This window comes from Neobacillus bataviensis, from assembly GCF_019969725.1.
The window spans coordinates 19694-39877 of sequence record NZ_JAHXYW010000001.1 but is presented as its reverse complement, the minus strand read 5'-3'; the positions used below and the strand labels follow the sequence as shown (position 1 = coordinate 39877).

23 protein-coding genes and 1 riboswitch are annotated in these 20184 nt (G+C 35.6%); of the genes, 16 read left to right on the top strand and 7 right to left on the bottom strand.

The features are described from left to right. The first annotated feature begins 83 nt into the window (after window positions 1-83). The gene (locus tag LC455_RS00230; RefSeq protein ID WP_223587564.1) at window positions 84-1700 is read left to right on the top strand and encodes an ABC1 kinase family protein; all 1617 of its coding nucleotides are present in this window, start codon (window positions 84-86) and stop codon (window positions 1698-1700) included. Window positions 1701-1813: 113 nt separating this feature from the next. On the opposite strand, the gene LC455_RS00225 is transcribed toward LC455_RS00230, so the two are convergent. Next, window positions 1814-3013: an LGFP repeat-containing protein gene (locus LC455_RS00225; RefSeq protein WP_223587563.1), complete on the bottom strand. Its 1200-nt coding sequence runs from the start codon at window positions 3011-3013 to the stop codon at window positions 1814-1816. Between the two features lie 204 nt (window positions 3014-3217). Next, window positions 3218-4345, bottom strand: coding sequence for a 5-methyltetrahydropteroyltriglutamate--homocysteine S-methyltransferase (locus LC455_RS00220; protein ID WP_223587562.1), 1128 nt, complete (start codon window positions 4343-4345; stop codon window positions 3218-3220). A gap of 81 nt (window positions 4346-4426) precedes the next feature. Then, window positions 4427-4526, bottom strand: a riboswitch (SAM riboswitch). 195 nt (window positions 4527-4721) lie between these two features. Here LC455_RS00220 and LC455_RS00215 point away from each other — a divergent pair. Beyond that, entirely contained in the window at window positions 4722-5072 is a 351-nt protein-coding gene (locus tag LC455_RS00215; protein WP_223587561.1) for a VOC family protein, read from the top strand. A gap of 202 nt (window positions 5073-5274) precedes the next feature. After that, entirely contained in the window at window positions 5275-5733 is a 459-nt protein-coding gene (locus LC455_RS00210) for a GNAT family N-acetyltransferase (RefSeq protein WP_223587560.1), read from the top strand. Between the two features lie 313 nt (window positions 5734-6046). Here LC455_RS00210 and LC455_RS00205 read toward each other — a convergent pair whose 3' ends face one another. From LC455_RS00205 to LC455_RS00190, 4 genes are all read right to left on the bottom strand, one after another. Beyond that, on the bottom strand, window positions 6047-6625 hold the full coding sequence (locus LC455_RS00205) for a DUF6241 domain-containing protein (protein WP_223587559.1): 579 nt from the start codon (window positions 6623-6625) through the stop codon (window positions 6047-6049). Between the two features lie 727 nt (window positions 6626-7352). Further along, window positions 7353-7715 (bottom strand): VOC family protein, encoded by a 363-nt coding sequence (locus tag LC455_RS00200; protein ID WP_223588622.1) that lies wholly within the window; start codon window positions 7713-7715, stop codon window positions 7353-7355. A 306-nt stretch (window positions 7716-8021) separates the two neighbouring features. Next, entirely contained in the window at window positions 8022-8162 is a 141-nt protein-coding gene (locus tag LC455_RS00195; RefSeq protein WP_223587558.1) for a YjcZ family sporulation protein, read from the bottom strand. A 33-nt stretch (window positions 8163-8195) separates the two neighbouring features. After that, a complete protein-coding gene (locus LC455_RS00190) occupies window positions 8196-8306 on the bottom strand; it encodes a YjcZ family sporulation protein (protein ID WP_223587557.1) in 111 nt (36 codons plus the stop codon). A gap of 442 nt (window positions 8307-8748) precedes the next feature. On the opposite strand from LC455_RS00190, the gene LC455_RS00185 reads away from it, so the two are divergent. The 4 genes from LC455_RS00185 (at window position 8749) to LC455_RS00170 (ending at window position 12399) form a co-directional block, all read left to right on the top strand. Next, a complete protein-coding gene (locus tag LC455_RS00185; protein WP_223587556.1) occupies window positions 8749-9360 on the top strand; it encodes a LysE family translocator in 612 nt (203 codons plus the stop codon). A 119-nt stretch (window positions 9361-9479) separates the two neighbouring features. Then, window positions 9480-10490 (top strand): DUF3231 family protein, encoded by a 1011-nt coding sequence (locus tag LC455_RS00180; protein WP_223587555.1) that lies wholly within the window; start codon window positions 9480-9482, stop codon window positions 10488-10490. 548 nt (window positions 10491-11038) lie between these two features. Beyond that, entirely contained in the window at window positions 11039-11644 is a 606-nt protein-coding gene (locus LC455_RS00175; protein WP_223587554.1) for a dihydrofolate reductase family protein, read from the top strand. A gap of 326 nt (window positions 11645-11970) precedes the next feature. After that, window positions 11971-12399 (top strand): hypothetical protein, encoded by a 429-nt coding sequence (locus LC455_RS00170; protein WP_223587553.1) that lies wholly within the window; start codon window positions 11971-11973, stop codon window positions 12397-12399. Window positions 12400-12955: 556 nt separating this feature from the next. Here the strand turns inward: LC455_RS00170 and LC455_RS00165 are convergent. Then, window positions 12956-13504 (bottom strand): DUF3231 family protein, encoded by a 549-nt coding sequence (locus LC455_RS00165; RefSeq protein WP_223587552.1) that lies wholly within the window; start codon window positions 13502-13504, stop codon window positions 12956-12958. 263 nt (window positions 13505-13767) lie between these two features. Here LC455_RS00165 and LC455_RS00160 point away from each other — a divergent pair, with 263 nt between their 5' ends. The 9 genes from LC455_RS00160 (at window position 13768) to LC455_RS00115 (ending at window position 20087) form a co-directional block, all read left to right on the top strand. Continuing rightward, window positions 13768-14448 carry a galactosyltransferase-related protein gene (locus LC455_RS00160; RefSeq protein ID WP_223587551.1) on the top strand — a complete coding sequence of 227 codons (681 nt, stop codon included), beginning with the start codon at window positions 13768-13770 and terminating at the stop codon, window positions 14446-14448. A 278-nt stretch (window positions 14449-14726) separates the two neighbouring features. Next, window positions 14727-15074: a short-chain dehydrogenase gene (locus tag LC455_RS00155; RefSeq protein ID WP_223587550.1), complete on the top strand. Its 348-nt coding sequence runs from the start codon at window positions 14727-14729 to the stop codon at window positions 15072-15074. A 74-nt stretch (window positions 15075-15148) separates the two neighbouring features. After that, window positions 15149-15550, top strand: a complete 402-nt coding sequence (locus LC455_RS00150; RefSeq protein ID WP_223587549.1) for a hypothetical protein — start codon at window positions 15149-15151, stop codon at window positions 15548-15550. Window positions 15551-15911: 361 nt separating this feature from the next. Beyond that, window positions 15912-16097: a DUF2187 family protein gene (locus tag LC455_RS00145; protein ID WP_223587548.1), complete on the top strand. Its 186-nt coding sequence runs from the start codon at window positions 15912-15914 to the stop codon at window positions 16095-16097. A 375-nt stretch (window positions 16098-16472) separates the two neighbouring features. After that, window positions 16473-16769, top strand: coding sequence for a hypothetical protein (locus tag LC455_RS00140; protein ID WP_223587547.1), 297 nt, complete (start codon window positions 16473-16475; stop codon window positions 16767-16769). Window positions 16770-16861: 92 nt separating this feature from the next. Next, on the top strand, window positions 16862-17131 hold the full coding sequence (locus LC455_RS00135) for a hypothetical protein (protein ID WP_223587546.1): 270 nt from the start codon (window positions 16862-16864) through the stop codon (window positions 17129-17131). A gap of 440 nt (window positions 17132-17571) precedes the next feature. Beyond that, window positions 17572-17919 carry a PadR family transcriptional regulator gene (locus LC455_RS00125; RefSeq protein ID WP_223587545.1) on the top strand — a complete coding sequence of 116 codons (348 nt, stop codon included), beginning with the start codon at window positions 17572-17574 and terminating at the stop codon, window positions 17917-17919. Further along, entirely contained in the window at window positions 17906-18904 is a 999-nt protein-coding gene (locus LC455_RS00120) for an HAAS signaling domain-containing protein (RefSeq protein WP_223588619.1), read from the top strand. Before LC455_RS00125 ends, LC455_RS00120 begins: the two co-directional genes overlap by 14 nt. A gap of 403 nt (window positions 18905-19307) precedes the next feature. Further along, entirely contained in the window at window positions 19308-20087 is a 780-nt protein-coding gene (locus LC455_RS00115; protein WP_223587544.1) for an NAD-dependent epimerase/dehydratase family protein, read from the top strand. The last annotated feature ends 97 nt before the right edge of the window (window positions 20088-20184 follow it).

The window sequence follows — 20184 nt, the reverse complement described above, 5'->3', positions numbered from 1 at the left end:
ATCAGAATTACAGTCTTATAAATGAAACTTTATTTTATGAAAATCGTCATAAATAAAAACGCCAAAAAAGCGAGTGGATTTATATGAAAACTAGAAGTAAGCTTGTTCGAATGTACAAGGTGTTGTCTATGGCCCTTGTCATCTTCCTGCAAATATATTGGTATAAGATCCTGCGAAAACCGAAAGCGGAATGGGAAGGTCTTTGGGGGAGAATAGGAGCACGATTTCGCAAAACACTGTTTGAATTGGAAGGCTTGCTCATCAAAATCGGCCAGATTCTAAGCACTCGTGCCGATTTACTACCACAAGCTTTTATCAGGCAAATCGATGATCTCACAGATAAAGTTCCACCATCTGACTGGAATGAAATTCAGAAAATACTTGAAAATGGATGGGGAAGCGCTCTTCATCATCATTTTAAATCGATTGAAAAAACAGCCATTGCTTCGGCATCGATTGGTGAAGTCTATCAAGGAGTGCTACAGAATGGAAAAAAGGTGGCGATTAAAGTAAAGCGCCCCCATATAGATTCAATTGTCCAGACGGATTTTCGAATTTTAAGTATCATTATTTGGTTTGCCGATCACCTAGTACCTATTCCGAAAGGATTCATCAATTTTAAAGTGCTTTTTCAGGAATTAAGACAAGTGATTGAAAGGGAACTTGACTATGCAAAAGAACTAAATACCATTCTTTATTTTAATGAGAGATTTAAGGGTATGGATATTGTGCAAATTCCGTCTGTGTATGAGGAAATTAGCACCCCAAGCGTACTGGTAATGGAATGGGTAGAGGGAATACGACTGACCGATGCCGATGCCATAAAGCATTTACCAGTAAGCTGCGAGGAGATCGCACAAAACCTGATGAAAGTATTTCTTCCACAATGGTTGGAGCCTGGGACGTTCCATGCCGATCCGCATACAGGAAATGTGCTGATATCAAAGGAAGGAAAAATCATCTTACTAGACTTTGGAATGATCGGGGAAATCACCAAAAAGGATGCCATGTATTTTCAGAGCTTAATTGAAAGCTTTCTGTCAAAAAATTATTCGAAAGCGGTGGATTGCTTATTTCATTTAGGTTTCTTGCTTCCAGAGGCAAATTCCAGAACGATGGAACGGCTGCTAGCTGAATTCACGTCCTTCCACCCCGCCCAATTAAAAGAAATGGATCTGATGGCTTTAAAATTAGAGATGAACGATATGATTCAAGCCCTGCCCATTCAAATTCCAACCAGATTCGTCTTTTTAGGCCGTTCCTTCGTAACCATTGAAGGAATCATACGCAATCTGGCACCAGAAGCGGAACTAATGGAATTAGGAAAACCAGTTTTCATAGAGTGGATAAATAAACAGGGGAATAGATGGTCGTTTGTCTGGCAATGGGTTCAATCCCACCCAATCTTTAAAATAGTTCATTCTGTTACAGAATTTTTAAATGCACCACAAAAATTAGAAGAGTTGAAGAAAATCGAACAAAGGAGACAATTTCAATTTACCATCTATGAAAATACGAAAAGCAGATTATTTGCTGGTATATTACTAGGGGTTATAGGAATTGCAGGAGGATGCTTTGTACCTAACACTCTTATTTTTAACTTGTCGATTGGAGTAACCGCAGTCACGGTTGTAGGGTATTTTATCAGCAGTTATAAACAGAAAAAGTGGATGAAGTATATGCATGAGAAACGTAGATAATAGATAAATACACTTAACGGTTTTCATTCCGTTCGCAGCCTTCCCAGTAATAAAGGGAGGGCTGCATTTTTATTAAAAGAATTTTTCTAGAGGATTTCTTAAATCGAATAAGGTTAGGCGCGGCTTAAACTAAAATATCCTTTATACGAAGAACCTTGACCGGAGAGTGGAGGTGTCTCGATCTTGTAGGGAATTTGATTTTTAAGGACGTTTTCGTTTGGTCTTGCTGAAAGCTGAACGAGGTCCTTCAATGTAAGAACAATCGTGGACTGTCCGATTAAGTCGTCTCCTGTGCCAAGTAAACTGTTTATCCCTTTTGCCACAGGTGTTACAAGTGCTTTCAAAATAGGGGCTGCAGCTCCTCCTACAAGTGGACCGCCTAACGCTGCTACTCCTGAAGTTGCAGCTGCGGCAGCAGTAGAGACAGTCGAATGGACTGTCTTATAATACTTATTTGGATCCCCTTCATCGTGTTCCATTAAAACAAATGTTAGGTTTAAACCATAAGGTTTTCCACGATAGAGTTCTATATGATCCGGGAAACTTTCCCCTTTGTCAACATCTGTGTAAAGTTTAGTCAGGGATGTTGAAACATTTACTGGTTCATTGTCCCTTCCAGTGGGAGCTGCTACGCTAATGGTTGCATAAACCTCGTCAGATCCAGGTCCACTTGTCGGACCAAAGCAATGAATCCCTTTATAAGTCAACACCACTTGATCGATTTCGATAGCACCTGTCTCGGGCCACCAATAGATCTCACCATGCTCAAAACGCATGACTTGGCCTTCGTCATATTTTATTGGTAATTCATCAGAAACAGGCCAACCCAGCCAGCTCTTGACTCCACCTAATGCATGATGCCTCTCATTAATTGCACCATAAACCCAATAAGCAGGTCCATTTGCTTTCTTAGTATAAATTGCACCATTCTGATAGCGTATTCGATAACCTGTCTCTATCTTTTCCACATAAGAAATTGCAGCTCCCGGAGCACCATTTAACGATTTCCATTTATTTTCAATGGTTGTTTTTGCCGTATCTTTCGGATCCCCCATATAATTCATGGAAGGGAACCACCTAAACGATTCCCAAAGGGGTTGAAAAGCTTCATTATTTTCGTAAGAACTAATTTGCGGTGTGGAGTAGAATCCTCTTTGTAGGTTATTGTAATTACATAGCCACATTTCTTCAAAGGAACGAGGGGTACATGGTGGATAAGGATAGTGATAGGGGATAACGGATATTGTTCTAGGAAGCGAGTAGTGATGATACGTTGGACATGGACTTGATGATGAAGATTGATGATAATACATACTGTCCCTCCTTATTCACTTTCGTTTCTTGATACTATATTCCTTTAACGAAGTTATGAGGGTTGTCAATATCTAAATTAGGCTATTCTGTATAGCCATTCTATTATTGATGTTTGATTTAGTCGGATTTTAGAAAGATAAATACCTCCTTCCGGTGAATGAATAGAAGGAGGATATCAATAAAATTATGATTATATCAAAAAGTTAGATGGAGCCCCAAACATTATTTGCTAGTTCAATGATGTGTTTTATTTTATTCCATTGCTCGTCTTCGGATAAAAGGTTTCCTTCTTCTGTGCTGGCAAATCCGCATTGGGGGCTTAATGCCAAGTTTTCTAAAGGAATATATTGACTTGCTTCTTTAATTCTCGCTTTAATGGTTTCTTGGTCTTCCAGTTCCGGGTGTTTAGATGTGATTAATCCCAGTACAACATATTGATCTGCACGTTTAAAGTTTTTTAATGGTTCGAAATCCCCTGAACGTTGATCATCATATTCCAGGAACAGACCATCTACTTTTAAATCAGCGAAAATCGCGTCAGAAATATGTTCATATCCACCACTTGTAATAAAAGTCGATCTGAAGTTTCCACGGCAGATATGCATCGTAATCAACAGATCCTCAGGCTTACCGGAAATGACCTCATTAATACAATTTACCCTTGTTTTGATGATATCTCGTACGTCCATACCCAGTTTTTCAACGACTGCTTCGATCCGTTCTTCCGATACAAAATCAATCCAGGACGTATCGTCCAATTGCAAGTAACGGCAGCCAGCATCATAGAATGCCTGAATGGCCTTTTGGTAAGCAGCTACCGTATCATGATAAAACTGCTCACGGTTTTCTTGATAATAGTCATCGCCTTGAATTCTTGTAAATAACATATTCGGGCTAGGAATGGAAAATTTCGCAACTTGACTGCCATCCCCAAACTTGTCAACAGCTTGCTTTAAGAACTTGAAGTGATCGATCATATAATGCTGATCAAAATCTATTTTTCCAACTACTTTAATGGCATTATTTCTTGTTTTTGCACCTTGGAAGTGACTAACATATTCACTTTCAAAGAATTCGACTCCTTTTAGACCAGCTAAAAAATCCAAGTGCCACCATGAACGCCGGAATTCGCCATCCGTAATGGATTTTAGGCCTGTTTCGATCTGTTTTTGTACTAGTTTCTCAATTTCTTGGTCCTCTACAGCCTTTAGAGCTTCTTCATCGATCGTCCCATTTGAAAAAGACTTTCTTGCTTCTTTAATCGGTTCAGTTCTAAGAAAACTGCCAACATGGTCGGCTTTGAATGGTGCTTTTATAAGTACTTTTGTCATTAATGATTTCCTTCTTTCTTTTAAAATGAAAAACCCTCTTCACACAAATAAGAAGAGGGCGTATGTACATAACGGGTTCTCCTCTTATCTTCTAGCATTCGCTACTGGAATTGGCACAGTACAATAGATGTCTGCTGCCGAGGCTTCAAAGGGCCAGTCCCTCCACCTCTCTATATAAGAATAGTAGTAATATTTAATTAACAATAAAATTACACTTGTTCAGCAATTCTGTCAATATTTTTATCCTTTCCCCTTAAATACACACAGCAAATAGAATAATAGGGGAGTAACATCGGTCGTTTTATCGAACAAGAAGGGAATAAATGACTTGGAGCGAATTAATCTATGTATAAGAAATTCATTTTGGAGGTATTTAATGAACCCTATATTAAATCAAATTGGAACCATTTTTATCCCTGTAAGTAATGTAAAAGAAGCACGTAATTGGTATTGTGACATATTAGGGTTACCAGCAGATGGTGAGATATTATATGGTCATTTATATATTATTCCTATGAATGGAACTGGAATTGTTTTAGATAGCAAAATTTATTCAGAGGATAATATTTTCAAAACCCCGCCTTTTCATTTAAATACTAACAATATTGAACAAGCATATGAGTTTATGAGGGGTAAAAATGTCGAATTAACAACTGGTGTTGAGCATAACCATTGGTTTAAATTTAAAGATCCAGATGGAAATCATTTAATGGTGTGCAAGTGTTAACCTTGTTTCACTTAAGAGTGCAAGAGTTGAAGAACAGGGATTGCTTCGGCGATCCTTTTTTTGTTCCACGAACGGGGCAGGATAATAAAAAAGATAGAAAGAAATTTTACAAAATAAAATACTCGTATCGTGTAATATTCATCTATTTTAAAGACAGGAAACAACATATAAATCAGTAAACAAATAATAAGGAGGTAATGTAGTGAAACAATACAAATTCATAATAACTCAGTATCATCCTAAGTATGCTAAACAGACCGTGGAAATGTGGCGAGATAGTAAGGAACGGGCTATTGGACAGAAAGAAATTCATAGCTTTGAAAATCATATCAATTTTTTAAATAATATATTACCAGGACAGTATCAAATAGATTTAGCGTTAATGGATGACAAAGTAGTTGGAATGATCGCCTATAATGAAAGGGAGATAAGCCAACTATATATTCATTACGATTATCAAGGAATCGGTATAGGTCAAACATTACTTGATAAGGTAAAAGAACAATCAAGTGGGAGCTTAACATTATATACATTTGAAGTTAATGAAAACGCACAACGATTTTATGAAAAGAATGGATTTAAAATCATTAGTAGAGGACACGAAAATGAGGAAAATTTACCTGATATACAATATGAATGGAAATCCAAAAAAATAATATAAAAGGAGACTATTCGTATAAATTGGTTTTTCTTAGTTTTAAATACCCGATCCCTTCATGAAAATGAGAAAATTATCCTTCATAATGCGGATGTAAGAAAAACGGGTAGTTATCAAAAACCAAGTTTAACAGAGCCTAATAATAAAATGAATATATATTCAAAAAAATAAGCCCTCAATGGAGGACTCTTTTTGGATCAACTACTTTTATTTTTTCCATTAATTTATCAAGGCACTCAAAGCAAAGAATACCTTCTTCAGGGACGTTTTTCTCATTACAATGAACACATTAATGGTCCATTTTCAACTTCCTTTTTTAGTCTAATTTGCTACCCCAGTTTTCCAAAACGAATTGAGCTTCTTCTTCAGGTGTGAACAATCCAGTAGACCAGCCTTTAGTACCTTTTTGCATTTTCAAGATATAGTCATGGTCACCGTCAACAGTAGAGAAGTCTCCTTCTGCCCATTTGTCTAAAATCATTAGCATTTCATCTTTATGCTCAAAATCGCTGTCTTCAACGAATTCAGTAACTTCATCAATGTTCGCTTTAGTCATTGGTACAGCACCACTCTTCTCTTCAGCAGCTATTTTCTGATGTGTCATTTGATTCATAGTCATTAGAACCTTATCTTCACCATTAAAGAGACCGATTGCATTAGCTTTTGTGTCTTCCAATTTGGCAGCTATTGCTATAGCATCATTTGGATGTTCCTGCGTAAACTTCTCAGCTTCGTATTTTTGGACGTTTCCACTTATGTAATACCAAGCAATTCCAACCATCGCTGCAATCCCAAGGATAGTACCACCTAAAGCTAATCTGTTGATTTTTTTAATTTTATAGTTTGTTTCAACTTCCATTTCTTCTACAAATTTAGGCTCGATCTCTTTTGTCATAATTAAAGCCCCCCATTATTAATTCTATCACACTATTAAATTTACAATAAAAGGATTTAATTGAAATAAAATGAGAATTTTTTTATCTTTGGCCCAAAGGTTTGTGAAGAAATACACTTAAATTAATGGGCAATTTAGTGGAAGAAGGAATGAATATCAATAAGAAAAAATTTGCGGATTAACTAAATAATTTGTCCCTTTCAATAATAGAATTTATTTCATTAACTATATTGATAGATAAATTCCTTATTGAAAAGAAGTGTATTAATGGCACTTTCGTTCAGGTCAATTCTTAACTTTAACGAGGACATGAAGTGGATTATTTCTCACTTTCACGACTCTAATAATAGAACTTTACCCGCAATGGACTGAAATTTTTTTCAGAGGATTCTAGTATAAATTACGGAAAGGGGAGATTCTGTGCTAGGCTATATAAGGTCACTAGAGTTTTGGATTACCATAGTAGTTACAGCTATCATGCTTAATGTCATTGGCTTAAGCGACCTAGCCAACTACATTCAAGTATTCTCAGTATTCCAATTCAGCTATATTATCCATAAACTGCATAAACACCACAAGTTATTAAAAAGTTTAACTAAAGACGACTAATAGGGGAAAGAGGGACACTTTTTAAAATTTCCCCTCTATTTCTCCTATATAATATAGGTAAATAAACATTTTTTTCCAAAAAAGGAGAGCGGCGAGCCACTCACTTTGCTATATACACTTATCTTTCTACGAGTTCTAGCTTCTCACCATTTGGACCTTGGAAAAAGGCAATTTTAACAGTATTATTTAAAATGCTTCGAGGTTCTTCATCTACTAATTTGACGCCTGCTTTTTTAAAACGTACGAGTTCAGCTTCAATGTTTTCAACAGTAAAGGCCAAGTGGTTAACTATTCCTTCGTTTTCAACCGGGCCGCCGTAGACAAGTTCAACCTCTACACTCGGCTGCTCAGGAAAAAATAAAAAGGCAAGCTCAACAGTGTCATTTAACCACTCTCTATTTCTTAATTCTAAACCGAGGATCTTTTGATAGAACTCTAAAGACTCGTCCATGTCATTGACCATAATCCCCACATGCTCCATTTTCACAATGCGTTCCTCCAAACGGTAAATAATATGTATCGTACTTTTATATAATAGTCTATACTTGACTGTTCTAATAGAAAAAATTCAATTTATTTATGCGAGAAATTTCTATTTCAAGGAACATGTGCTAGAGAAAAAGAAAGCGATCGCTGCGGCGGTCTTTTTTCTTACTGTACTATTATTTATTGGTTCAGATTCAACAAAAAAGGTGTTATGTGTTGTGTTCAGTGCATGAAAGCCAGATAAAAAAGCCCTAAAAAAAAGGGCTTTTTTATTTGAAAAAAATAGGTTGGATGCTTCTTCTTAATAAAAGATAGTTGCTCCAATGATAATTAATAAAATGAACAAGACAACGATTAAGGCAAAACCTCCGCCATAACCAAAGCCGCCACCGTAACCGAAGCCACCACAGCCACAGCCGCCGAATCCTCCATATCCGAACATAAATTTCCCCTCCTTTTAATGATTATTAGTTAATTAATAAAAGCCGCCGAATCCTCCGCCCATAAAGGACGCTCCTATAATAATAAGAAGGATAAACAATACAACGATTAATGCGAAACCTCCACCAGCTCCAACACCGTCCATTTAATAACCTCCTTTACATCTATTCCTTACAAAATATGACTAAATTTAAAAGGTGTCAGGGCTTTTGTGAAAAACAAAAGCCCAATCTCTAAAATTCATTACAAGAAACTGCATGATATAGTGAAAAAAAGACTTATCGAGATTGGGGTGCTTCGGCAGCCCTTTTTCTTGTCTACAAACGAAGCATATTAGTTTAAGATGGATTTGGAGGATTTACACAAAAAGTTAAGATACTCCCGTATCATGGACTCCAAGAGGGGGAATATCAGGATTGTTGGTTGATTGAATATTATAAATGAGTTATTTTTTATTGAACGGGTGCTTATGTTAAAGATCCAGCTGCAATTGAAGACAGCTTTTTTTGTGCTTCAAAGCAGGATAGCGTAACATATTATTACACTATAATAAATTTTAGAAATTTTATTTGGAAGGATAGCCACCTATGGAGATTCTTGTGTTTTTGAAAGGTTTAGTTATTGGTTTTTCTATTGCTGCACCTGTAGGACCTATTGGTGTCCTGGTAATTAAAAGAACATTAAGTCAGGGGAGAATATATGGAATTGTGTCGGGAGTTGGGGCAGCAAGTGCGGATGCCGTTTATGGACTTATTGCAGGGCTTGGTTTGACCTTTATTACAAATTTTTTTATAGGATACCAGTTTTGGTTTCATTTAGCAGGGGGAGTATTCCTCTGTTATTTAGGAATAAAAACAGCAATATCTAAAGCATCAGAAATCCCTGCACGAGTCCAACGTCAGCATTTACTTGGGGATTATGCCTCAGTTTTTCTCCTTACTTTGACAAACCCTATGACGATATTATCTTTTATTGGCATCTTTTCCGGATTAGGACTCACTCAAGTTAATGAAGGATCAGTGGTCACTTTGGTTTTGGGTGTATTTATTGGTTCAGGAATTTGGTGGCTTATACTCTGTTTTGTTGTAGGGCTTTTCAAGGAAGCTCTAAAAAAACAAACCTTAATATGGATTAACCGATTATCAGGTCTTATCATTTTTTTATTTGGAATATATTCCTTTTGGGGGTTATTGCACTAACTGGAAGTTGAAGAAGAATGGTTTGCATGGCGTCGTTACACATGTATTAATTTCCTTCTTTTTACATAATAAGTAAATTGGTCGTGAAAAATAAAAAAAAAGCTTGGAGGTTAATTCTATTGGCCCTAACAAATCCTTTAAGTGCATCAGAAGTGGGAACACTTTGGTTAACTTATCAAGAAAAAACACTGATTCTCAGGATGTTAGAATATTTCTTTGAAAAGGCAGATGACCCACGGGCTAAAAATATTACGGGCGGTTTGTGGGAATCACTGAATTCTTATGTTTTAGAGATGGAAAAGATATTTCTAGACCAAGGAATGGTGAAGCCTGTTGGATTTACAAAAGAAGATGTGAACTTAGAAGCACCAAAGTTGTATGACAATGGATTTGATATTATGTTTGTTCGTATTTTAAAAGAAGTTAGTATGGGAATGTACACCATGAATATGAATATGGCTTACAACAACCAAGTGATGAGGCTTTATGAGGGACTTACTTCTACCACTCAAAGAATTTATATGTTAGCCACTCAATATTTGCTAGAAAAAGGGATTCTTTCTCTTCCTCCAAAATCGACCATGCCAAAGTCAACTGAGTTTATTAAAAGTAAAAGTTATATGAGTGGATTGAACCTATTTGATCCTAAGAGGGCTTTGAATGACCTAGAACTGGGTATACTTCATCACGCAGTGGAGTCAAATAATGTTGGATTGCAGCTTATTACAGGATTTGCTCAATGTTCAAAGACAAAAGAGGTTAAAGAATTCTTTGTAAAAGGAATAGAACTTTGTAAGAAGCAAATTAAAACTTTTCAAGAAATTCTTTTAGATAGCAATGTTCAGTTTTCCGCTACTTCGGGAAGTACGGTAACAACTTCAACCATTCCCCCATTTTCTGAAAAACTCATGATGCATTGTGTTTTCCTTCTAAACGGGTTTTGTATGGTTGGGAGTAGTTTTGGGACTTTTTTTACTTTAAGAAATGACATTTCTTTAAAAACTGCATTAATTGCAAAGGATATTTATTTCTACGCGGATGAAGGAATTAAAATTAAGATTAAACAAGGATGGTTTGAAGAACCACCACAAATGGAGGACCGGGTTCAAATTATTAATAATAATCATTAAATTTTATTTTAAAGCGAATAATAAGACTGGTGTTATTTTTTAACACTAAACTTCAATGTGGGAGGATATATTTTGAAAAAACTTATTTGCTTATTTTCAGCTTTAATTACATTATTAATTAAGGCAGCATTCTTATTGGATAACATAAACCAAAGGTTGAATTATTTAAGAGACTCTTTGCTATTAAGAAAGACTTCAATGTTAAGAATGCAACCTGTCACATAAGCATTAAGTATCCCGAAGTATTATATCTATTTCCACATTGTTATAAAAAGGCGAGCACATTTTGTGTTTGCCTTTTTAATAATGGCTAATTTAACAGCTCGAAAGAGATTCTGAGTGGCGTTTGGTCAGCTAATTATTTTGAAGGTTTTCATTTAAAATATCCGGGGCGATTCTTCAATAACGAGGGATCGCTTTTTCTTTTTTCAAGTAACGGAGCAGCATTAGTTGAACAAGGAATTTATACTTTGTTTGTTGAAATTGTAATACTAAATAAGGTTTTTTAATTTTCCTAAAGTAATTATTTAGAAAGGATGAAAAGGAACATGGGAAAACTGATTGTACATATGTTCATGACGTTGGATGGCGTTATTCAAGCTCCGGGAGGGCTCGATGAAGATCTCGAGGGCGGTTTCGGCTATGGCGGGTGGCAGGCACCGTATGTCGATGCAGAGTCCGGACAACTGATCGCGGCTGATTATGCGAGTCTCGATGCGCTGTTGCTCGGTCGAAAAACGTACGAGATCTTCGCGCCGTACTGGCAGCAGGCTCCGGCCAGCAACCCGTTCACCAAGCTGTTGAACGAGAAACCTAAATATGTCGTATCCCGCACATTAACGAGCGTCGATTGGAACAACTCAAAGCTTCTCGATGCGGATGTGACCACAAGTGTGCCATTGCTGAAGGAGAGGTATGGAGAGGTGCACGTCGCCGGCAGCAGCGACCTAATCCAGACATTGCTGCGTCACGAGCTGATTGACCGCATGAACATCTGGCAGTTTCCGGTATTGCTCGGAAAGGGAAAACGGTTTTTCGATTCTGGAACGATACCGACGGCCCTGCAATTGCTTGAATCCAGAACGTTCCGGAGCGGTTCGGTTCTTTTGCGCTACGAGGCTGCGGGAAAACCGATTTTCCGCAACATGGAGTAGGATGCCGACGGACGAATATTAGACATTTTGAAATGCTTCTAGTTCAAACTAATAAACTATGGAAAAAATTAATTAATTTACGATAGGCCCTGCCAGATGGAAGAATTGTAACGGATACTTGGGGTGAAGATTGGTGTAATTATTTTATTATAACTAAACACTTTATAATATTAGTTCTTCAGCTAAAGGGGTGCATTTGTTAAAGATGAGATCGCTGCGGAGGTCTTTTTGCTTGTTCAGCTAACGGGGCAGGTTACTTGAAGAAGGATTTATATGTCACTAAATGGAATTTATCCGTTAGACGGGCAATAAAGGAGATAGTAATTATGAGTAAAAGTAAACCAGTCGATGAATTAACCATAGAAGACTTTAAAGAAAGTACGATTTGGGAATGGGCAATTGATGAAGAGGAAAATGTAGAACAAAACGAAACGTGGGTAAGACCATCAGAAACAAATAATTTCACAGAAGATCTAAATGGTTCAATAGTATCAGGGGAATTAGCAACAAATGATGGTGAAAAGTTTCCAATGATGTGCAGTCTTGATATTGAAGATGATGAAGTAATTATTAGTTCAGTTGTTTTTTATAATAAAAATAAAGACGAATACTATGCCTTAGAAGAAGTTGTTACAAAAATTCAATTACCTTTATCAATAAATATTGGTCTTGAAATAAATGGAAAAACTCAATCATTGAATTTTATAGCAAACAAAGTGGATATTTATAAAAATAATATAAGAACAATTTTGTAATACTTGCTTCTTCTTGAGCTAAGGGGTGCTTGAATTAAAGAAGATTGGCTGCTGCGGCAGCCTTTTCTCATTCGACTATTGGGGCAGGACAGTTGAAGAAGAAAAGGTGCATCATATGGCTTAGATGTCCCCTGACTCTAAAATATATTTATGCAAATATAAAAGCACTCGATGCACGAGTGCTAATTGACTCCCAAATCAGAAATCTGATTGATGTTTATTCCAGTGGTGTTAGGTCGGAGAGTTTAACTAACTTTATATCATTATCTTTTTTTACTTCGCAATATCCACTATCGTAAATCCAATGAATAACATAAATTTCTGATTCGAAAATTACTTTGCTTCCAATAACCAATACAATGATGCCCCCTGTTTCTGATTGAGAGCCGTTATTTAAAATATCATTGAAAACGGTAACACATCAAAAGGAAGTTTTTGGGTATTAACCAATTACAAAGTTTCGATTTTTAAAAATTTCAGGTGTTCATTAAAGCAGCTTTTATGCCGCTCAAGAGGGATATTGTGCAATTAATAGGAATCGAAAAAGGCACCGTAATTAATTGCTCGGTGCCCCAGGTGTATAAAAATAAGGTGGAACTTTAATCCAACCCCTTTTACGCATAGCAATTTTAACTTCCATACCAAATATCATTTTTTCTGCTTGGAATCTTGCCCACATTAGACCAATATCATTACGAATACTTTGACTCATGTTTGTAGCACACATAATGATATTAGTGGCAATTTTTACAGAAATAAAATTGGCGATTTCCTCATCAGTCATTTTCGCACCTAAAGGTACACTGTTTGGGTCAGATTTCGGTTTAGATTCAGATTCTTGAGACAAGGGTATCCCTTCATTAATCATAAAATTTTTGAGGATATTCTTTTGATGTTCTCCAAGATTTTTTGATTTTTTTATCAATGTTATTAAATCATCATCAGTTGTTGTGTTTAAAGAAGCTTCAAGAACAGGGACTTCTTCTGCTAGGGCAGTGTAATAAAGCCAGCATCCCATCGCTTCGCCTATATGGGGACGAGGTTTTGGCTCAAAGTCATATGTTGTTTTTAGGTAATCGAAAGCTGCCTCAAAAATATTTTGCATTACCTAACATCCTTATTATTATTTTTATTACCATGATAACCATTTTAATGGAAATTAAACTTTGATCTTTTTACGCAGTTCGAACCTATTGTGGAGTGAAGGGTACTTACTTGTGCCACTTAAGAGGTCAAGATTTGAAATGAGTCATTGAAGAAATATTATCTTGGACATGCGTTTTGCCATATCGAAGTTTTTTCAAATGAATATGATAAGGAATATGAATATAACAAGGAATGTACTTTTACCTAGGAAGGTGAAGTTATATGTTTGAGAATGTTTCAATAATAATACCTTTTCAAAATGATTTCGGTCCTCGGCTTGATGCATTTTTATGGGTAAAAAAATTCTTTCAAACAACAATGCCTAGCGCCGAATTGATTGTTGGCACAACAAAAGGTAGTCGATTTAATAAAGGCAAGGCAGTAAATCTTGCTGCAAGAGAAGCAACAAGAGATATTCTTCTAATTGTTGATGCTGATACTGTGTTCGACCCTCACATTATTCTAGAATCAATAAAATTATTGCGTGATGCAGCATGGGTAATTCCATTTACGGAAGTATATGATCTTCCAATGGAAATTACAGAAAGAGTCATAAGAAATAAACCGGGCTGGCCTCTAAATGTAAAATTAGAAGAGTGCCAGAAAGTTAATTGGATGTACGATGGATTTGCCGGTAAAGTAAATCTTATTCCTAAAAGGAAATTTGAAAAAGTCGGTGGTTTTGATGAACGTTTTGTCGGCTGGGGAGGAGAAGATGATGCATTTGCATGGTCAGTGAATACCCTGTGCGGAAAATTTGTGAACTACGACGCTAAAGTATTTCATCTTTGGCATCCACCAGCGTATAATCCAGATAGTAGTGGAAACGATGCACTAGTTGCTCGGTACATGTTCGCCAATGGAAACAAAGAGGAAATGTTAAAAATAATTAGAGAACGCTAATTAAGTTTCTTTTCTATTTTAGCTGGTGCTCGATCTCGTGCTTAAAAGTGAGGAATTATTTCAATGGTGTGAAAAGCAAATATCCCTGCAACAGGTTACGGTAATATTGAGCTGCTACCGCAGCCCTTTTTCTGTTAAAGTAAGTTTGTGAAGAATTGTACTTAAATTAACGGGTGCAAGAGTTCAAGGTCCAGCTGCCATATTGGCGGCTTTTATTATTAGACTAAAGACCAATTTAGTGTTATAAGCATTATACTATGTGTATCAGGAGGTCGATAATGATGCCTGTTCATGAATTTGGAATAATTGATAATATTGAAAATGTGAAAAGAAATATTGGTTATGAACCACAAAAATATAATTGTATTTCTGTTGATGATGAAATTATTATTCAATTAAGTGAGCATTTATCTAGTATGAGAACCTACTTTCATTCACTTGAACGCCCAGAGTTTGGGTTAGCTTACTGGGGAATTACAATTATTCCACCTGAATCTTTATTAATGTTTTATGATGTGAGTACATCTTCAACGATATATAAAAATTTGACTGAACTTAATCAGTTAGCTTCTAAAATAATAAAGGCTAAAGAGGAAAATAAATACATGATACACTTTGGAATATAATCCTTTTGAAGGAATGTACTTAAGCTATCGGGTGCTTAGTAAAATATTGCTTTTTACTGAAAGGAATTTTTGCAATGACATCTCATTTTTTTATTGCTACATTAAAGCCAATTCCTGAACATCATTCAAGTGAAAATAATTATGCATTTTTAAATGGCGAAGCGTATAAGGAAAGTTTACCGTTTACACTTCCTTATGTTTATGAACTTGGAGGAGGTAACATCGAATTTATTACATATTTGGATTCGTTTATGGAAATAGGGGATGTCGTAGAACAATATATTTTTGAAGAAGGACGTCATGGTTACCCCTTATCACATAATCATCCAGAAGAGGCTAGAACGATTAATCTCCTGAAAAAAACTTACAAGGATCAATATGGTGAATACCAATTAGACTCAAAGAAATGGAAAGAAGAGCTTTCTAGACGTACTATTGCCTCAAAACGAAGTGTAACGACATTTGTTAAATACTAGTGACCTGCTGTTCTTAAGGTTGTTATTTAACAAAACTGGGTGCAAGAGTAAGAATGGGATGCTGCGGCGATCCCTTTTTTTTTTGCACTAATGGGGCAGGTTAGATGAAGAAGTAATGGTATTATTATGGAAATGACTAGAGTGAGAAGTTAAATGAAACGGTATTTTAGGTGAGAAGATGATGAATATATTCTAGGGACTACCTATATTGAAACAGAGAATGGTTATGCTATCAAAAAGATAGCAGTTAACAAAGGGTTGCTCAGGCAGCCTTCTATTTTTCGAAATTACTACAGCTTGTATATTAATTGATCCTGCATTTTTTTTTCTTTGCTGAAAATAATAAGTTCGAGGTGATAAAATGGCAACAGCTAAAATCGGGGACAATATTTTATTTAAGCGTGACGGGAAAAGCCATGAAGGAATTGTTACAGTTGTTAGAGAAAATTCTGTTATTGTTAAGTACGGACACAATAAAGAAAAAGACGAACCAATTACAACCATAGTCAATCATAAAAATTATAAAATTACTAAAGCACCTTTATAAAAAAATATACTTTGAATTGGGCAACAAAAAGGACTGTTTTCGGCAGTCCTTTTTTATTCTTAAACTAAGAAGCAGGTTAGATTAAGAAGGAGTTATAAAATACGGCATAGAATACTTTTCGAGAGGGCAGGTCGATTATGTAATAAAAGGAGGTATTTATATGAAACGTCTTCTTTTTGGATTATTGGCGGTTTTAATTATATTATCATCTATGTATTATTTTCTTTCTACTAGTGTTTAGTAAGTAAAAGGTACAGGAAGCCTGTCTCGGCAGACTATTTTTTCTTGTTGTACTAACATGACAGCTTAGTTTAAGAAATTGGTGTAGATAATGTGTTATTTATTGCACCTTTTTTCTGAAAGGAATGGTTTCTGTTGAGATTAATATTAGAATTAGTTCGTATTACTGCGATACTTTTCATTTTTGGTGGATTAATAGGAGGTTTTGTGAAATTAATCTATGCTAGTTTGAGAATAAATGTAGATAATACCTTCGGAGGTTGGTTAGTAGGCTTAGCAATCCTTAACTTGCTTTTTGTATTGTATAGAAATAAACTTCAATTTTCTGGATTTTACAAAGGGGGAGGGAAGGTAAAACTTCCTAAAAAAGTCTGTATGTCTCTGATTTCTGGTTCATTAATATTGCTCTTATTAGCACCATTCTTTCATTAACGGGGGCTTTGTTTCAATAAGGGTATTGCATTTTGAAAGAGATTAATTGTTGATGTTGTGGAATAAGTTCAAGGAAAAATAAGGGGGTAAATATGAATAAAAGCCTAATGTCTTTTTCTGTTATCTTTTTGGGTCTATGTGTTGTTTTAAGTGCTTGGATTATTTCACAATCTTTAAAATCAAAACAAAAGGAATTAGTAAATCAGAGTGACAAATTTAGATATGAGTTAATCTCAAGCCAAAACAACATCATTTTATTCGATAAACAAAGCGGAGAATCTTGGAGAAAATTTCTTCTGCCAATGGAAGGACCAACTGATTGGGAAAAACAACAATCTCCTGTCTCTTCTACAGCAAAATAAACAACCTTTATCAAAGTTCAACTTATGGCATTATTTCTTTATCGATAAACATTTTGAATGGGGTCTATTATCTCATTCCTGGGTGAAAACAATTACTGTTTTTCGGTAACGACATAATAGAGTTTCTTAAAAATAATAAACCAAAAATCTTTCATACTATCTTTTTTATTACATTAACGGGGCAGTTTAGCTTAATAAGTGAATACTGGCGGCTTTTCCTTATTGAAGTAACGTAGCAAGTTAGTTGAATAAAAAACAAAAGAGAAATCACATTTTAGACACATCTAATTTGTGTTTTTTTTTATGTTCCTTACTTATTAACCTTATTAATATTTTATATTAGTTATTAATTTCAATTGATTTTGTCACAACAATAGTGTATGACGCATAGCATAAATTAAATACTGTATGACATATAGTAATAAAAATGAGGTGGGTGAATGAGTAATTTATTGAATTCTTTAACGACAGAGCTAAGGAGAGGAACGTTGACATTAGCGGTTTTAAGTCAGTTACGAACCCCTCAATATGGATATTCACTTGTCCAATTATTGGAAGGATCAGGTATTGCCATTGATCAAAGTACCTTATATCCATTGCTTCGCAGATTAGAGAAACAGGAGTTAGTGTCGAGTAGTTGGGATACATCTGAGAGTAGACCCCGTAAGTACTATGTTTTAAGTGAATATGGGTTAGAGATATTTTTGCTGTTAAAAAAGGAATGGATGAAGAATTCAAAAGAACTTTATAGCTTATTAAAGGGGGAGGAAGATGATGAATCTAATTGATGTTTATATTCAGGAAGTTACTCGGAGGCTTCCTGAAAAAAATCGTGAGGATATTGCACTCGAGTTACGGTCATCTATAGAGGATATGCTGCCTGATGATTACAGTGAAAAAGATGTAAAGATAGTTCTTGAAAAATTAGGGAGTCCAGTTACTTTGGCTAGTGGTTATCGAGATCGGCCCATGCATCTTATTGGTCCTCGCTATTTTGATGTATATATGACGCTGTTGAAAATGATTTTACCGATTGCCGCTGTCATTTCATTAATCTCGATGATTGCCGAATATTTTATCGGATATGGCGCTGAAGAAGCGGTAATAAATGTTGTTTTGAGACTTTTGGGCGAAGGAATATGGAGAATCATTGAAGTAGGGATCCAAGTAATCTTTTGGCTAACTATAGTGTTTGCTATTTTAGAAAGAACAGATAAAGGAAAAGATGAGCAGCCACTAACAGCAAGCCTTAAAAAATGGACTCCTGATGATTTGAAAAATATCCCTAATATCCCTAAGAAAAAAGCCATTTCCAAGTTCGAAGTATTTGGAGGTTTAATGTGGACTGCAATATGGGCAACACTTTATTTTTATGCGAATCATCTTGTAGGTGTATATGAAGGAGGTAGAGACGGATTGGATTTCGTTACTCCATCCTTAAATCAAGAGGTTTTACTACGGTATTGGCCAATCGTCGTTATTGTGATCGGATTCGAAATAGCATTATCCCTTTACAAATTAATAAAGGGACAATGGACAAAAAAAATGGCAATATGCAATACTGTCCTTCAACTAATTGCAACCATTGTATTTATTGTCATATTAATAAATCCAAATGTACTAAGCAAAGATTTTATTACGTATATGACAGATTTATTTACTATAACACCTAATCAATTTACAACGAGGATCGTTGGCGGTGGAATTTTCTTCTTTATATTATCGGCGGCCATCAGTGTATTTGATGGCTTCCGCAAGGCAAGAATTCGTTAATGTGTATTTGCTTATTAAAATAACTGGTGCTGGAGCGGATGATCAATTAATGATTGTCAGCTTTTTCTTGTTGAACTTACGGGTGCAAAATTTCAAGATGGATCGCTGCGGCGGTCATTTTTGCTTGTTAAGCTAACGAAGCAGGATACCTGAATAAGGAAAGTTTTGAAGGTGAGAAGAATAATAATCAATAAGAGAAAAAATTGGTATTGTAATTTCCTCTAAAAGTTTGAATGAGATTGAAAGGTTCAAACCAACAAGAAAAAAGATTAGCTATTGCAGGTAAAGTATGCAGTATTGTAGAGATATGTCTTCAGGTCCTTTTAGTTCTTTTTCTTTTTATTGGTTTAATTAATGAAAGAAAGAGACGTTAAAGCATCTCTGATGAATATGGAGGAGCAAAATGAAGAAGAAAGTTGCCATAATCGGTGGGGCTGGAACCATTGGAACCATTTTACGAAATGGATTACGGACTAAATATGACATTGTCATCCTTGATAAAATAAAACCTAATGAACAAAAGAATTTTATTCAGGTCGATGCCACGGATTTTGAACAGTTACTAAAAAGCATTCCAAAGGATTCAGATGTACTTATCAATTTACTCAACATTAAAACCAAAAATGAGTTAAAAAATGTAGCCGAATTTCATAAGATGACTGAGATTCACTTAATGTCCTCTTTCTACATCATGCATGCGGCACTCCAATTAGAGATTCCAAAAGTAATTTTTGCCAGCAGCAATCATACAACGGATTACTACGAAGCTGAAGGCATTTCAAAATTAGGGAGGGAAATCACAACCGGGGATTATCCATTCTCCAATAGTCTTTATGGGGTGCTGAAGCTGGCCTCAGAAAATATTGGACATATCTTAGCTCGTAACCCTGATCATCCGCTATCTGTCATCAATATACGAATTGGCAGTGTGCCAAAAGACGAAAAGAAGACAGTCATGGAAAAGAAGCGATTGCACCGGACTCTATTATCCCATAAAGATACCGTCCAGTTGTTTGATTTAGCCCTCGAATCCACAGTCAAATATGGAACGTATTATGGTGTTTCTGACAATCCAGGAAAACCATGGTCAACTGAATCAACCTGGAAAGAGCTCGGCTTTGTTTCAAAGGAAAATGCACTTGATGTATTAAAGAAGGGTCATCATGAAGAAAATCTTCAATGAAGAAACGAAACAGCAGCCAGTATGTAATATCTGGCTGCAGTTCGATGAACCTAAAACACTTTTTTACTTTATATGTAAGATTGATCAAAATTTATAT